The sequence below is a fragment of the Acidobacteriota bacterium genome, assembly GCA_016196065.1.
Classification (GTDB): domain Bacteria; phylum Acidobacteriota; class Terriglobia; order Terriglobales; family Acidobacteriaceae; genus Acidiflorens.
This window is the reverse complement of the sequence record JACPYL010000027.1, coordinates 126393-139583: the sequence shown is the minus strand read 5'-3', so window position 1 is coordinate 139583 and position 13191 is coordinate 126393. Positions and strand designations below refer to the sequence as shown.

Annotated in this window: 11 protein-coding genes; 3 read left to right on the top strand and 8 right to left on the bottom strand. The window is 57.9% G+C overall.

The window, feature by feature from the left end:
• The first annotated feature begins 65 nt into the window (after positions 1–65).
• Positions 66–2375 (top strand): phosphoribosylformylglycinamidine synthase subunit PurL, encoded by a 2310-nt coding sequence (gene purL / locus HY010_21685; protein ID MBI3478352.1) that lies wholly within the window; start codon positions 66–68, stop codon positions 2373–2375.
• Between the two features lie 17 nt (positions 2376–2392).
• Complete coding sequence (locus HY010_21680; GenBank protein ID MBI3478351.1) at positions 2393–3838, top strand: amidophosphoribosyltransferase; 1446 nt, start codon at positions 2393–2395, stop codon at positions 3836–3838.
• Positions 3839–3945: 107 nt separating this feature from the next.
• Here the strand turns inward: HY010_21680 and HY010_21675 are convergent, their stop codons facing one another.
• The 8 genes from HY010_21675 to HY010_21640 form a co-directional block, all read right to left on the bottom strand.
• Complete coding sequence (locus HY010_21675) at positions 3946–6069, bottom strand: TonB-dependent receptor plug domain-containing protein (protein MBI3478350.1); 2124 nt, start codon at positions 6067–6069, stop codon at positions 3946–3948.
• A gap of 338 nt (positions 6070–6407) precedes the next feature.
• On the bottom strand, positions 6408–7346 hold the full coding sequence (locus HY010_21670) for a hypothetical protein (GenBank protein ID MBI3478349.1): 939 nt from the start codon (positions 7344–7346) through the stop codon (positions 6408–6410).
• On the bottom strand, positions 7346–7774 hold the full coding sequence (locus tag HY010_21665) for a BlaI/MecI/CopY family transcriptional regulator (GenBank protein ID MBI3478348.1): 429 nt from the start codon (positions 7772–7774) through the stop codon (positions 7346–7348). The genes HY010_21670 and HY010_21665 overlap by 1 nt, the downstream gene beginning before the upstream one ends.
• A 96-nt stretch (positions 7775–7870) precedes the next feature.
• Positions 7871–8755, bottom strand: coding sequence for a peptide chain release factor N(5)-glutamine methyltransferase (prmC, locus tag HY010_21660; GenBank protein ID MBI3478347.1), 885 nt, complete (start codon positions 8753–8755; stop codon positions 7871–7873).
• Between the two features lie 16 nt (positions 8756–8771).
• Positions 8772–9851, bottom strand: coding sequence for a peptide chain release factor 1 (prfA, locus tag HY010_21655; protein MBI3478346.1), 1080 nt, complete (start codon positions 9849–9851; stop codon positions 8772–8774).
• A gap of 35 nt (positions 9852–9886) precedes the next feature.
• Positions 9887–10261 carry a four helix bundle protein gene (locus HY010_21650; GenBank protein MBI3478345.1) on the bottom strand — a complete coding sequence of 125 codons (375 nt, stop codon included), beginning with the start codon at positions 10259–10261 and terminating at the stop codon, positions 9887–9889.
• A 139-nt stretch (positions 10262–10400) separates the two neighbouring features.
• Complete coding sequence (locus HY010_21645; GenBank protein ID MBI3478344.1) at positions 10401–11387, bottom strand: DUF1385 domain-containing protein; 987 nt, start codon at positions 11385–11387, stop codon at positions 10401–10403.
• A 160-nt stretch (positions 11388–11547) separates the two neighbouring features.
• On the bottom strand, positions 11548–12480 hold the full coding sequence (locus tag HY010_21640) for a cation transporter (GenBank protein MBI3478343.1): 933 nt from the start codon (positions 12478–12480) through the stop codon (positions 11548–11550).
• A 101-nt stretch (positions 12481–12581) separates the two neighbouring features.
• Here HY010_21640 and HY010_21635 point away from each other — a divergent pair, with 101 nt between their 5' ends.
• Complete coding sequence (locus HY010_21635; protein MBI3478342.1) at positions 12582–13148, top strand: YceI family protein; 567 nt, start codon at positions 12582–12584, stop codon at positions 13146–13148.
• Positions 13149–13191: the final 43 nt, after the last annotated feature.

The following is a 13191-nucleotide window of genomic DNA, read 5'->3' as shown; positions in this document are numbered from 1 at the left end:
TCGCCCCTATAGCGGAATCCTTCTGCGCAAAATCGACGAAAATGCGACAATAGAACTTCCCCGTGATGACCACTTCTGCGATCCCATCTATTACCCCGGAGATGATACGGGAACACGGCCTGACTCCGGACGAATTCGAGAAAATCAAAGAGCTGCTCGGCGGACGCGAACCCACGCGCACCGAACTCGGCATCTTCAGCGTGATGTGGAGCGAGCACTGCTCGTATAAATCGTCCCGCGTGCATTTGAAGCGCCTGCCGACTCGCAGCAAGCTCGTGCTGCAAGGTCCGGGAGAGAACGCCGGCATCATCGATATCGGCGACGGCTGGGGCTGCGCCTTCAAGATCGAGTCGCATAATCACCCGTCCTTCATCGAGCCCTTTCAGGGTGCGGCCACAGGTGTAGGTGGCATCCTGCGCGACATTTTCACGATGGGCGCGCGTCCGGTGGCGGTGATGGACTCGCTGCGCTTCGGCCCGATTGAAGCAGGCAAGACGGCGACCACTGCGGAACTGCACAAGAATCATTCCGTTATGGAAGGCGTCGTCAGCGGTGTCGCGTCCTACGGAAATTGCTTCGGCGTGCCGAACCTAGGCGGCGAAGTGAAATTCGAGCCCTGCTATAACGGCAACCCTCTGGTGAATGCATTCGCGCTCGGCCTGGTGAAGAGCGACGAAATTTTCTACGGGCGCGCTTCCGGCGAAGGTAATCCGGTGATTTACATCGGCTCGAAGACAGGGCGCGACGGGATCCACGGCGCGACCATGGCCAGTGAAGAATTCAGCGAAGGTTCCGAGGCGAAACGTCCCAACGTGCAAGTGGGCGATCCGTTCCTCGAAAAACTATTACTTGAGGCCTGCCTTGAAGCGATGCAAACCGGCGCCATTGTCGGCATTCAGGATATGGGCGCGGCCGGGCTCACGTGTTCGACTTGTGAAATGGGCGCGCGTGGCGGGACAGGCGTTGAAATCGAACTGGATCGCGTTCCGCAGCGCGAGACGGGCATGACTCCATACGAGATCATGCTGAGCGAATCGCAGGAGCGCATGTTGCTGGTCGCGCAGAAGGGCCGCGAGGACGAAGTGTTCCGCGTCTTCGAAAAATGGGGACTGGACGCGGTAGAAGTCGGCCGCGTCACCCGCGAAGCGAAGATGCGCGTATTGGAACACGGCCAGGTTGTCGCGGAGATTCCGAACGCAGCGTTGACCGATGACGCTCCGGTCTACAAGCGCCCGCTGGCGCGGTGGGAGCCTCCCGTGGAGCGGGAGATGCCGGGCACGGTTCGACTCACTGCGGGCGGCGACTTCACTGCGAATTTCAAGCGCCTACTGGCAAGTCCCAATATTTGTTCGAAGCGCTGGGTGTGGCAGCAGTATGACCACATGGTACAAACCAATACAGTTAATGCGCCCGGCGCTGGTGATGCGGGCGTAATTCGCATCAAGGGTTCCAACCGCGGCCTGGCCATGGCCCTCGATGGCAACGGGCGCTGGTGCTATCTCGACCCGCGACTCGGCGCGATGCATGCGGTGGCGGAAGCGTCCCGCAAGGTGGCGTGCTCAGGTGCGACCCCCGTGGCGGCGACGAACTGCCTCAACTTCGGCAATCCCGAGAAGCCGCACATCATGTGGCAGTTCTCACAAGTCATCGACGGAATCACGAAGGCTTGCGAAGAACTCGAAGTCCCGATCACGGGCGGTAATGTCAGCTTCTACAACGAGACTTTAGGCGAGGGGATTTATCCGACGCCAGTTCTGGGAGTAGTCGGAATTCTCCAGGACGTCCACAAAGCCGCGAAGATGCATTTTTCGCAGCCGGGACGGAAGATTGTGCTGTTGCGGGCCAGCGAATTCGGCGACGCGGTGGACGCGGAATCAGAATTTGGCTCGTCGGAATACGCGAAAGAAATTCTCGGAGCGGTGTGGGGCTATCCCCCCGAGCTTGACCTCGAAAAGGAAGCCACTCTGCAGCGCGCGCTGGTCGCGCTGATTCAGGATGGGCTGGTTGAATCCGCGCATGACTGCGCCGATGGCGGGCTGACGGTGGCGCTGGCGGAAGCAGCCATGCTGAAAGGTGTGGGCCTCAACGTCCAGTTGGCATCCCATAAACTTCCGGCTGAGTTTGCGCTGTTCGGCGAAGATGCCAGCCGCGTCGTATTGTCTTGCGACCCGGCGAAGCTGGCCCGAATCCAACAAGTGGCCCAGGAATACGATCTGTTCGCCGAAGTACTCGGCGAGACCGGCGGCGACCGGGTCGAAATTGCGCTCGACGGAAAACCCGCCATCTCCGCCAGCATCACCGAGTTGAGCAAGGGATACGAAAGCGCGCTGGAAGTGGCGCTGCGAGCGGAGCCGGCGACGGCTGCCGCCGACTGATAAGTTGTTTTAGCTGAATGCTGAAGGCTAAGAGCCAATTGCTGAATTTCGATAAATTTCGTGAAGAGTGCGGGGTCGTCGCCATCCATGCGCATCCCGAGGCGGAGAAGCTCGCTTACCTCGGCTTGCATGCCCTGCAGCATCGCGGACAAGAGTCAGCCGGCATGGTCACGTCGAACGGCGAGCGTCTGCACGTCCATCGGTCCATGGGACTGGTGGCAGACATCTTCACCGAAGATGTCCTGGCTTCGTTGCGCGGCATTCTTGCCATCGGACACACCCGCTATTCCACGGCAGGCGACTCGGCATTGCTCAATGCACAGCCGATCATGGTGCAATCGAACAAGGGTGCGATTGCGATTGCCCACAACGGCAACCTGGTCAACGCCCACGCGATTCGGGCGAAGCTCGAAGCGCAAGGTTCAATTTTCCAGACCAACAGCGATACCGAAGTCCTGGTTCACCTGATCGCGCTTTCACGGGAACAGACTCTGCCGGACGCGATAGCCGACGCATTGCGGCGCGTCGAGGGCGCATTCTCCCTGGTCATGATCAGCCGGGACCGCATCTTTGCAGCCCGTGATCCGCGCGGCTTTCGCCCGCTGGCCATGGGGCGGATTCCAGCCCTGACCGGAGAGAAAAAAGACACCGTCGTCTTCGCTTCAGAAACCTGCGCATTCGATTTGCTGGGCGCGCATTACGAGCGCGACGTGAAGCCCGGAGAACTCGTAATCGTCGGGCCCGAGGGAATCAGTTCGCGATTCTATTCACCGTCCCCGGCACAATCGAGCTGCATTTTTGAGCACGTATATTTTTCGCGTCCAGACAGTTACGTCTTCGGAAGATCCGTCGACCAGAGCCGCGACCTGATGGGCCGGCAACTGGCCATTGAGTCTCCGGCAGATGCTGACATCGTTGTGCCGGTTCCCGATTCCGGCAACACCGCCGCTTTGGGATTCTCCACCGAGAGCGGCATCCCGTTTCGATTGGGCCTGATTCGCAACCACTACATTGGTCGAACGTTCATTGAGCCGAGCCAGTCGGTCCGCGATTTCGGCGTGAAACTGAAGCTGAATCCGGTGCGAAGTTTGCTGGAAGGCAAGCGGGTAGCGCTGATTGACGACTCGTTGGTGCGCGGTACAACCAGCCGGAAGATCGTACGCTTGATCCGCAACGCCGGCGCCAAAGAAGTCCACATGCGGATTTCCTGTCCGCCCACGATCTCGCCATGTTTCTATGGAGTGGACACTCCGTCGAAGAAACATCTGATTGCAGCCAACAAAAGCATCGAAGAAATTCGCGAATTCATCGGCGCGGATTCGCTCGCGTATCTATCCCTCGAAGGATTGAAGAAAGCCTGCGGTGAGGGCGAGACAGCTACCTACTGCTCCGCCTGTTACACGGGAAAATATCCAACCACCCTGGTCGATGTGGACGACATACAACCCGTTCAAGTGGAATAAACACCAAGATCATCTGTAGAGGCGGGCTTGCCCCCGTCTCCCTCGCGAAGCCCATGCGCGTTGCAAAGAGACACGGCAACACGCCGCATCTCTTTGCAAGCAGTGTTCTAGAAGTGGACTGTGAATCCACCTTCCACGGTTCGGCTGTTCATCAGGTAATACTGTGCGTCGCCAAACTCGCTTTCGGCCACTGGGTCCCGGCGGTCGCTCAGGTTACGGGCATCCAAACGGATTTCCCAACGAGGCGTGCGGTATCCGGCGGTCAGGTCGACGGTTGCGAAGCCCTCGGCGAGCGCGGTATTGCGTTTGTTCAGGAAACGACTGCCCGTGTAGTTCATCGACACTCCACCCGTGATTCCGCGAGTTGGCGTGTAGTAGAGGCCAACCGCCGCCAGGTTGTGGGCTGACATCTCAATTCGCTTGCCGGCAAGTTGCGTCAGACCACCGTCGCCAAAATCGAACAGGACATTAATGAATCGTGCATCGTGGTAGCTGTAATTCGCACGCGCGATCACATCATGAGGAAGAAAGAGCGAGACCTCGGATTCAAACCCCTTGAAGTGCTCGACGCCCGCATTGACCAACCCGCCGGTTTCGGTTGGAACCACGAGGTTGGAGAAGTCCATGAAGAAGCCGGATGCTTCCCACTCCACACGGCGTTTCCAGAACCTGCCCTTAGCCCCGCCTTCGACGCTGCGGGACGTTTCAGGCTTCAATATCGTTGAGGCGCCCTCGGGGCCGCCTTCGTCTTCGCCAATTCCGAAATCGATTGCGGCGGGCTTATACGTATCGCGATAGTTTACGTACAGATTGAGCGCATCCAGGTCGTGTTGCCACACCGTTAGGATAGCGCCCACGTTGGCAGAGGCGCGAACGTTGGTGTCGCTGAAATCGGAAGAAGTTTCCGCGCCCGGGTCAGCGTCTTTCCGATTTTCATGTGTGACGTTCAGTCGGATTCCGGCGTCGATACGAAGCCGGTCCAGGGGCTTCCATTCCACAGCCGCGTAGGGTCCGAAGAAGTCACGACGATCCTTGATGGTCACGTCAAGAACATCAGGCTTGGGGACCGGCGTATCGAAGGTGCCGTTGAGATGCACGGCGTAGTCGAAATCGGCTCCCTCGGCATTCCCCGTTCCGTGGATGTAGTCAGCGCCGGCCAGGAAGGTGACGGCATGCGGCAACTTCCATGAAAGGTGTGAATCAACATAGACGTCGGTGAAATGAATCCGCTCTTTGACGCCGTGAGCGTTGTCGGGAAGAACCTCGGGATCAGGCTCCGCAAGCGTCGTAATAAAACCCCGGAAGCTATCGAATCGGTTGTGCGATACGCTCGCCGAGGTAGACCACAGGGCTCCTGCAACTTTCCTGTCAAATCCGCCCGACCCGGTAAATCGATGGTTGTCCAGGAAAGCGCCCTGGGGGTTGTAATTTGTGTCCACAGGATTGTTGGGAGAAAGTGACGTTCCCTCGCGCACTCGCGGGCTGGCCGGGTTCTGATCCAGCCAGTTCACATCGATATTGAACCAGGTGCGATTTTCTTCAACAGGCTTCGATCCCAACCGCCACAGGGCATGACCGCGGCGATAGTCGGTGCGATCGTCGTTGAATCCTACGTGATCTCCGTTCACGGTCAGGCGCGAGGACCAATTGCCTAGCAGAGGAATGGGCGTGGAGAACGAGCCCCCACCGCTGCCATAGCTTCCGCCATGCAAACTCAATGATCGGCCATCGGCCGCTGCGTCTTTGTGGACAACCTGGATCACTCCCACAAACGACGTGGCCCCGTAGGTTACTGGGGCAGGCCCACGCAACACTTCGATACGGTCGAGGTCATTGAGGTCCAGGTTCGTCAATGCCGGGTTGAAGGCGCCTCCCCAAGGCACGCCATCGACGACGAGAAGAAACGCGTCAAACTCCTTGAGGCCCCAAAAATCAGGAACGGAACTGGCTGGCCCGGAGTCCCCGCCTGGTGCAATCTCTACCCCTAAGGCTGCCGCCATCGCGCCGCGCAAGTCGCGAGCACCTCGAGCCTGCAACTCCTCGCCCGAGAACACCTCGATCGCCGTGGGAACAGTTTCGGGATCCTCCGGCAGCCGGGTCGCGGTCACTTCCACCGACTCTTTTACGACCGGGAGTTCTTCTCCCTGGCTCTTGGGCGCTGGAGTCGTGGTCTGAGCAAAAACACACGATGTAAGAAGGAGGAAAGAAATCAGGAAATGCGGCCTATTCATGGGTGGCAGCTTACAGAGGAAGCCATTTCTACTACCAGTAGTAGTAGTTTTGAGCAGGAGCTCAGTCTGAAACCGTCCCGGAGGGACAGCTGACAATAGCCCGGCGTTTCAACGCCGGGTCAGGCCCGCGTAAGGATGAAAAAGTCCCGAGAGGGACGACTGATCTCGGGGATGCGGCCAGTGAAAATTCAGTCGTGCCCACGGCACTTGACTTCAGAAATGGCCCCAACCCGCCAGTAAACTGGCGGGTTACTTTCAATTGTCCCTTCGGGACATCTGCTTGAAAATTGAGGCACCACTTAGATTTGAGCAAGCCTAACGGGAAAATAAAGCGCGCCTTAGCGGACCAGCCACTCCGTAATTCGGTGGGTCTGGGCGAGCGCAGGACTATAAACAGCGGCGGCGCAAACGATCGCCGCGAGCGCCACGGGAGCGGCGTAGTGCCAGCGCGTTTGCACGGCGTGGGGCCGCAAGCGGTTCCAGGCCAAAAGACGTTCCACTCTGCTCGTGACAGAGCCGGGCGAGCCCACCAGGGTCATCGTAAAAGCGGGCGCGTTGCCGACGGGCAGCAGGCGCGAAAGCTTGATCAGAGCGGCGGCCAGGTCGAGGGCATCGCTCAGGCTGGCAACCGCGCCATCATCCGCGGCCAGTTCCGCAGCTTCGTGCCATGCACTTTCCAGGCCGGCCATCCCTGGGAATGGGGAACAATGAAAGGCCAGCTTCTTCAGGTTATCGCGCGAGCGCATGTGCGCGACTTCGTGTCGCACGGCAACCCGTAGCTCGTCGGAACTCAGCAAAGCAACGGTCGTCCCCGAAACGACTACTCGGGGTGAGCGTACGCCGACGAGCGTAAGGGGCGGTGTCCCCCGGCTGGTGCAGAAGGTGGGCATATTCACGCCGGCGTCAACCACGGTCGCTCCCCTCAGCCAGCCTGCAATCACATGCGTGGCTTTTCGCTGTGCCGCGATAACACGGTATATACCCAAGGCAAACAAGAGCAGACATCCGAGGCCGAGAACCAGAGGCAATGCGATGTCTTCGTCGATCGAGCGGGGTTCAAAAATAATGAAGGAAGGTACCGCAAAGACTAGCGTAATCAAACCAGCGGCCAGCAAGGGAAAGACTCGCGTCCAGAACAGCAAGCTCGCTTGGGCATGCGCCGAGATTCCACGCAAGAGATTTACAACGCGCCACGAAGAAACCACGATCAGAGACAACAGGCAGTACAAAACGACGAAGAACGTCAGCGAAACGGCGATGCCGCGAAGAGCGAACATTATTCCTGCTCCGCTTTCCTCAGTTCTTTGCGTTTGCGTTCGACCAGGATCTGCAGTTCATCGAGTAACTGCGCGTCATGCGTGCTGAGAGCTTCGACCAGATAGGAAAGCGGCAACGAAGACGCTTCGGCAGATCCGATCAGCTGCCGGATGCCTTCGACCGCAGCAACGCGGCGAAGTTCATCGGCGCTTTGACACGGAGAATAGCGGAACGCCCGGCCTTCAGACACGCGATCGAGAAACTTCTTCTTGTACAGGCGGTCGAGCGTGGTCATGACGGTGGTGTACGCCTGCGTGATTTTTTCATCGTCAAGCAGTTCGCGGACCGTGGCATTGCCGCGCATCCACAGCGCTTCCAGCAGCTGTTGTTCGAGAGGTCCCAGCTGGGTACCGGACGCCGCTCCGAAAAATGGGAAAATTCTTTTCAAACGCTTAACCTCGTGAAGCCTTTGCATTATGGCAAATTCAGGAGCGCTGGTCTATGGCAAAGACGGGTGAGTCACGCGAGATCGGGCGAGACCGAACTACCTGCGGGCCCTTGCCACACGTGCAATTCCTTGCAGATCATTTGTAATTTTGATGTCGGTCCAACCAGTGAGCAGCGCCCGCACCCGCTCGACGATGGTGCCGCTGATTTCGAATACAAGCCACCCCCCAGGGCGAAGCGCCTCGCGGGCCTGAGGAATCAGCTTTTCAATGACTTCCAGACCCGTTCGCCCGGAAAACACAGCATTTCGGGGCTCGAACTTCCGCACTTCGAGCTGCACTTGTTCTTCTTCAGACTCCCCCACATAGGGCGGATTGGAAACCACGAAATCGAATTCTCCACGGGGCAGTCCGCTCAACAGGTCCGTGTGATGGAAAGTAGTTCGCAAGGTGAACTCGTGACGCGCAGCGTTGGTCTGCGCTACCTCGAGCGCCACCGCAGAAATATCGGTCGCGTGGATTTCGGCGTTCGGAAGTTCCTTGGCCAGCGCCAGCGCGATGGCTCCGGAGCCAGTGCCAACGTCGACGACGCGAAAAAGTGGAGCGGGCGCCCCCGCCCCCTGGAGTTGATCCTGCTTTGTCTCTTCGTCCCTCATCCGTATCAGTTCCAGAACCGTCTCAACCACATGCTCCGTCTCTGGCCGTGGAATCAAGACAGCGGGAGAGACGATCAGATCCAGTCCCCAGAATTCCTGATGTCCAGTGATGTACTGCGCGGGAACACCAGTGGCGCGGCGGGCAATCGCCTCGTTGTAGCGCTCGCTTTCGTTGGCCGTTAGTTCGCGCTCCGGATGCGCGTAGAGATAAGCCCGATCGCAATCGAGCGTGAACATGATGAGCAACTCGGCATTCATGCGCGGCGAAGGAACATGCTCCGCGGTCAGGCGGGCGATCGCGGAAGTTAGGGATTCGCGGAGCTGCATGAATTACGTCTCACGCTCATACGGCGACTTCGGATTCCTGTTTCATCTTCTCCGCCTGGTAGTGGCTGATGAGCGCATCGATCAGTGGCTGGATCTTGCCGTCCATCACTTGCTCGAGCTGGTGGATGGTGAACCCGATGCGGTGATCGGTGAGACGGTTCTGCGGGAAGTTATAGGTGCGGATTTTCTCGGAGCGATCGCCGGAGCCAACCATCTGCTTGCGTTCCTTGGCGAGCGCATCCTGCTGTTTCTGCATTTCGATTTCATACAGGCGCGAACGCAAAACGCGCATCCCTTTTTCGCGGTTCTTGATCTGCGATTTTTCGTCCTGGCAACTGACAACGGTATTGGTAGGGATATGCGTAATGCGCACGGCCGAATACGTCGTGTTCACCGACTGTCCGCCCGGACCCGAAGAACAGAACGTGTCGATACGAAGATCCTTGGCTTCGATCTTGACGTCGACATCTTCCGCTTCCGGCAGCACGGCCACGGTGATCGCGGAAGTATGCACCCGTCCCTGCTGCTCGGTGGCGGGTACGCGCTGCACGCGATGCACGCCGCTTTCATATTTCAGACGCGAATAGACCCGGTCGCCCTCGATTAAAGCGATCACTTCTTTCATGCCGCCCACGCCTGATTCCGACGTAGACAGCACCTCAACTTTCCACTTCTGCGCTTCCGCGTAGCGGTTATACATGCGAAAGACTTCGGCGACAAAGAGCGTCGATTCGTCTCCCCCGGTGCCGGCGCGGATTTCGAGGATGACGTTCTTTTCGTCGTTAGGATCTTTCGGCAGCAGCAGGACCTTGAGTTCCTCTTCAACACCGCTCACACGCGGCTCGAGCTTCGCGAGTTCCTCTTCAGCGTAAGCGCGCATCTCCGCATCGGATTCATCCGCGAGCATGGCCTTGCTTTCAGCGATGCCGCGTTTCAGATCCTTGTACTCGCGATACTTCTCGACGATGGGCGCAACTTCGCTGTGCGCCTTGGCAGTCTTCTGGAATTTGGCGGAGTCATTCATCGTCTCCGGCAAGGAGAGTAACTGCGTCAGTTCTTCGTACCGCTTCTCGGTTTGGTCTAAGCGTTCAAACATCGTCCTTCGTCCTTCGTCGTTCGCGATTCCGAGGGCTAAGCCGCTTTTGCTCCTCGAACCGATTGGATCAAACCGTTCAAGCCGCGGCCCAGCCTGTCGGTGACCAATGTGAGCTTCGATATGTCGTCTTTCTGCAAATATTCTAAACCGCCCGCGATCACAATCTGAGTCTGAAGCTCCAGTAGCGACCCGCGCGCATGAAACAGAAACCGTCCGAAATCTCCGTCAGAGTTGTAGCCCTTGCCCTCGGCTATGTTACTCGATACAGAGACCGCCGCCCGCCGCATTTGAGAAGTCAACCCATACAGCTCGTGCCTGGGGAACGTCGCCGTAGCACGGTAGATCGTTAGCGCTAGTTCGACCGCCTCTTGCCAGATGCGCAGGTCTCGATACGAACATTTTGTCGCCATGTACGCCTCCGCTCAAAAAGTAAGCGAGCCGTGCCATGTTCCGCAGCGACATCTGACCACGCATTTTGTGATGAATCAGTTCCGAGTTGGAGACGCTAAGTCATTGGGCGAATAGCGAAGGACGAACCGCGAACGACGCCTAAGCAATCACCAACTCGCCGCCGCGCTCTTTCTCAAGCGCCATAGCTTGATCGAGGGCGATGATCGCGCATTCTACCTGGCGGTCGTCGGGAGGTTGCGTGGTGATTCGCTGCAGCCAGAGGCCGGGAGCCGTCATGAGCGCGAACAGCGATCCGCGATGCTTGGCGGCGAATCGAATGATCTCGTAGGACGCTCCGGCAATCAGCGGCAACAGCGCGATGCGAATTCCAAAGCGCGCCCAGAATGTATGGACCGGAATCGCCATGTACACCAGCATGGAGATGATCATCACGGTCATCAGGAAGCTCGTCCCGCAGCGCGGATGGTAAGTCGAATATTTCTGGATCGCGCCCGTATTCAGCGGATCGCCATTTTCAAACGCAAAAACAGTCTTGTGCTCCGCCCCGTGATATTCGTAAACGCGGCGGATATCCTTCCACAACGACACACCCCAGACAAAGAGCAGGAAGAGCGCAATCCTGATCATGCCATCCACGAAGTTGAAGACAAACTGCTCGCCGAAGATCGGATTGACTTTCTTCAGTTCCGTGGTCGCCAGCAGGGGCAGAAATTTGTACATCAAAATGAAGAACGCCACCGAAAATGCGATGTTGATGCCCGCGACCCAGCCGCTGATTTCAAACTTCTTGCCATCTTCATTGGGAGGGATTTCATCCAGGGCAGCATTCGCCGAAAATTTCAGTGCGCGGAAGCCGAGCGACATAGCGTGCCCGAGCGTCATTACGCCACGAACGACGGGCCAGCCCATCCACTTGTGCTTTTCGGAAGGTCGTTCGAGCGGCTCGCTATGCGTCACAATTTCGCCGGAGGCCTTGCGGACAGCAATTCCCCAGGCGTGCGGGGAGCGCATCATCACGCCTTCCATCACGGCTTGACCGCCGACGAGGATTTCCTCGCCACTCTCAAGCGCAGGAAGGAGTTGCACAGCCGCCAGAAACCGTAAATGTTGCCGCCAACGACGCATGGAAATTAGATGATCCTTCGGGGAGGAACGACTCCTAGTGAGGGTACCACACGGAGGCCGATTTTTCGCAACGCGATCTCGGAGAAAATGACTTGGCCAAACAGGGCTTCGGCCAGCTATCTGGTTGTGTTTCAGATGCTTAGGCGAAGAAGAAGCAACATCAACTTCCGTGGCTGTGCTCGTGCTGCTCGCTCACCACGCCCACGCAGCCGTGAACCGTTTCACACGCCACATGTTCGAACTGGATCGTCGTGTGGTGAATTTCAAATTCGTGTCCCAGCCGATCGTTGATGGCGCGCAAAATCGTGTCACTCTCGGAAGTGGTGATGTCGGCAATTTTCACATGCGCCGACAGCGCATAATTTTCCGATCCAATACACCACACGTGCAGATCGTGAACGTCACTCACTCCGGCAATCGATCGCATCGCCTGCTCCACTCCACGCAGGGACATCCCGCGGGGCGTGCCTTCGAGCAGAATGTTAAGCGTCTCGCGAACGATCCCGAAACTCGACCACAGAATGAGCGCGCCGATTCCGAACGACAGGGCCGCATCGATCCAGTATTGTCCGGTGAGCAGGATGGCCCATCCACCCGCGATCACGGCGGCGGTCGATAGCGTGTCGCCAATCTCGTGGATAAACGCGCTGCGCAGGTTCACGTCGCGTCCCGCTCGCCACAACAGGATGGCAATCGCGCCGTTCATGACCACTCCGGCAGCAGCTACGCCGATCATGGTTTCGGCGTGAACATGCTCCGGCGTCCGCCAACGCTGGAATGCTTCGTAAAAAATAAAGAACGCGACTACGATCAACGAGAGCGCATTGACGAGAGCCGCCAAAACACCGGCACGGCGGTATCCGTAGGTCTTGGTGGCGCTGGGCGGACGGCCTTCGAAATAGACGGCGAGGAGAGAAAGCAGCAATGCGAGAAAATCAGAGAGGTTATGTCCAGCCTCGGAAAGCAGCGCCAGAGAATGGGCGCGGATTCCGGCCACAACCAGCAAGACAATGTAGAGCGCGGTCGCGATCAGGGAGATACGCAGTACTCGCCCCGTCCGCTCGGAATGTCCGTGGCCGGCATGGACATGCATGTTTCAAGTCTAAGGCGTGGGAAGAGTGTCATCAAGCCTATGTCAGGTAGATGCATCCAACTGGTCAGAGGTGCCGTCCAATGAGAATAGACTTAGCCATCATGCGAAATTTCATCTGCGGTGTAGTAGTAGCCATGGCGTGCCACTTCGCTGGCGCGCAGGCGGTTGACATTGACCATGCGCGCTCAAGCATCACGGTGAAAGTGGAGAAATCAGGATTGTTCTCAGCCTTTGCCCATAACCATACGATTCAGGCGCCGCTCGCTACCAGCCGCATGGACGCACAAAAGCGAACCATCTCGTTGACACTCAACACGAAAGACATGAAGGTCATCGACGAAGGTGTCAAGGAATCCGAGCGCGCCGAAATCGAGCAGACCATGAAGAGCGAGAAAGTGCTCGACGTCCAGAAGTTTCCCGAGATACGTTTCGCCTCAACTTCCATCACGCCGCAGGACGGCGGCCGCTACCAGGTGAAGGGCGATCTCACCCTCCATGGAACGACACATGCTATCGAGTTCCCGATTGCCGAGTCTAACGGCCGATACACCGGATCGGTAAGACTCAAACAGACGGATTTTGGAATTGCTCCAGTAAGCATTGCCGGTGGAGCAGTGAAGGTGAAGGACGTAATCGAAATCGTATTAGAAATCGTCGCCGGCAAATAGCCCATGTGGCGCGGGCGCCCTCGCCCGCGTTATCCTGTCCCGG

Excerpts from the sequence above, each read along its gene's own strand:
- purL (MBI3478352.1), top strand. The coding sequence starts at position 66 with ATGACCACTTCTGCGATCCCATCTATTACCCCGGAGATGATACGGGAA.
- HY010_21680 (MBI3478351.1), top strand. The coding sequence starts at position 2,393 with ATGCTGAAGGCTAAGAGCCAATTGCTGAATTTCGATAAATTTCGTGAA.
- HY010_21675 (MBI3478350.1), bottom strand. The coding sequence starts at position 6,069 with ATGAATAGGCCGCATTTCCTGATTTCTTTCCTCCTTCTTACATCGTGT.
- HY010_21670 (MBI3478349.1), bottom strand. The coding sequence starts at position 7,346 with ATGTTCGCTCTTCGCGGCATCGCCGTTTCGCTGACGTTCTTCGTCGTT.
- prmC (MBI3478347.1), bottom strand. The coding sequence starts at position 8,755 with ATGCAGCTCCGCGAATCCCTAACTTCCGCGATCGCCCGCCTGACCGCG.
- prfA (MBI3478346.1), bottom strand. The coding sequence starts at position 9,851 with ATGTTTGAACGCTTAGACCAAACCGAGAAGCGGTACGAAGAACTGACG.
- HY010_21650 (MBI3478345.1), bottom strand. The coding sequence starts at position 10,261 with ATGGCGACAAAATGTTCGTATCGAGACCTGCGCATCTGGCAAGAGGCG.
- HY010_21645 (MBI3478344.1), bottom strand. The coding sequence starts at position 11,387 with ATGCGTCGTTGGCGGCAACATTTACGGTTTCTGGCGGCTGTGCAACTC.
- HY010_21640 (MBI3478343.1), bottom strand. The coding sequence starts at position 12,480 with ATGCATGTCCATGCCGGCCACGGACATTCCGAGCGGACGGGGCGAGTA.
- HY010_21635 (MBI3478342.1), top strand. The coding sequence starts at position 12,582 with ATGCGAAATTTCATCTGCGGTGTAGTAGTAGCCATGGCGTGCCACTTC.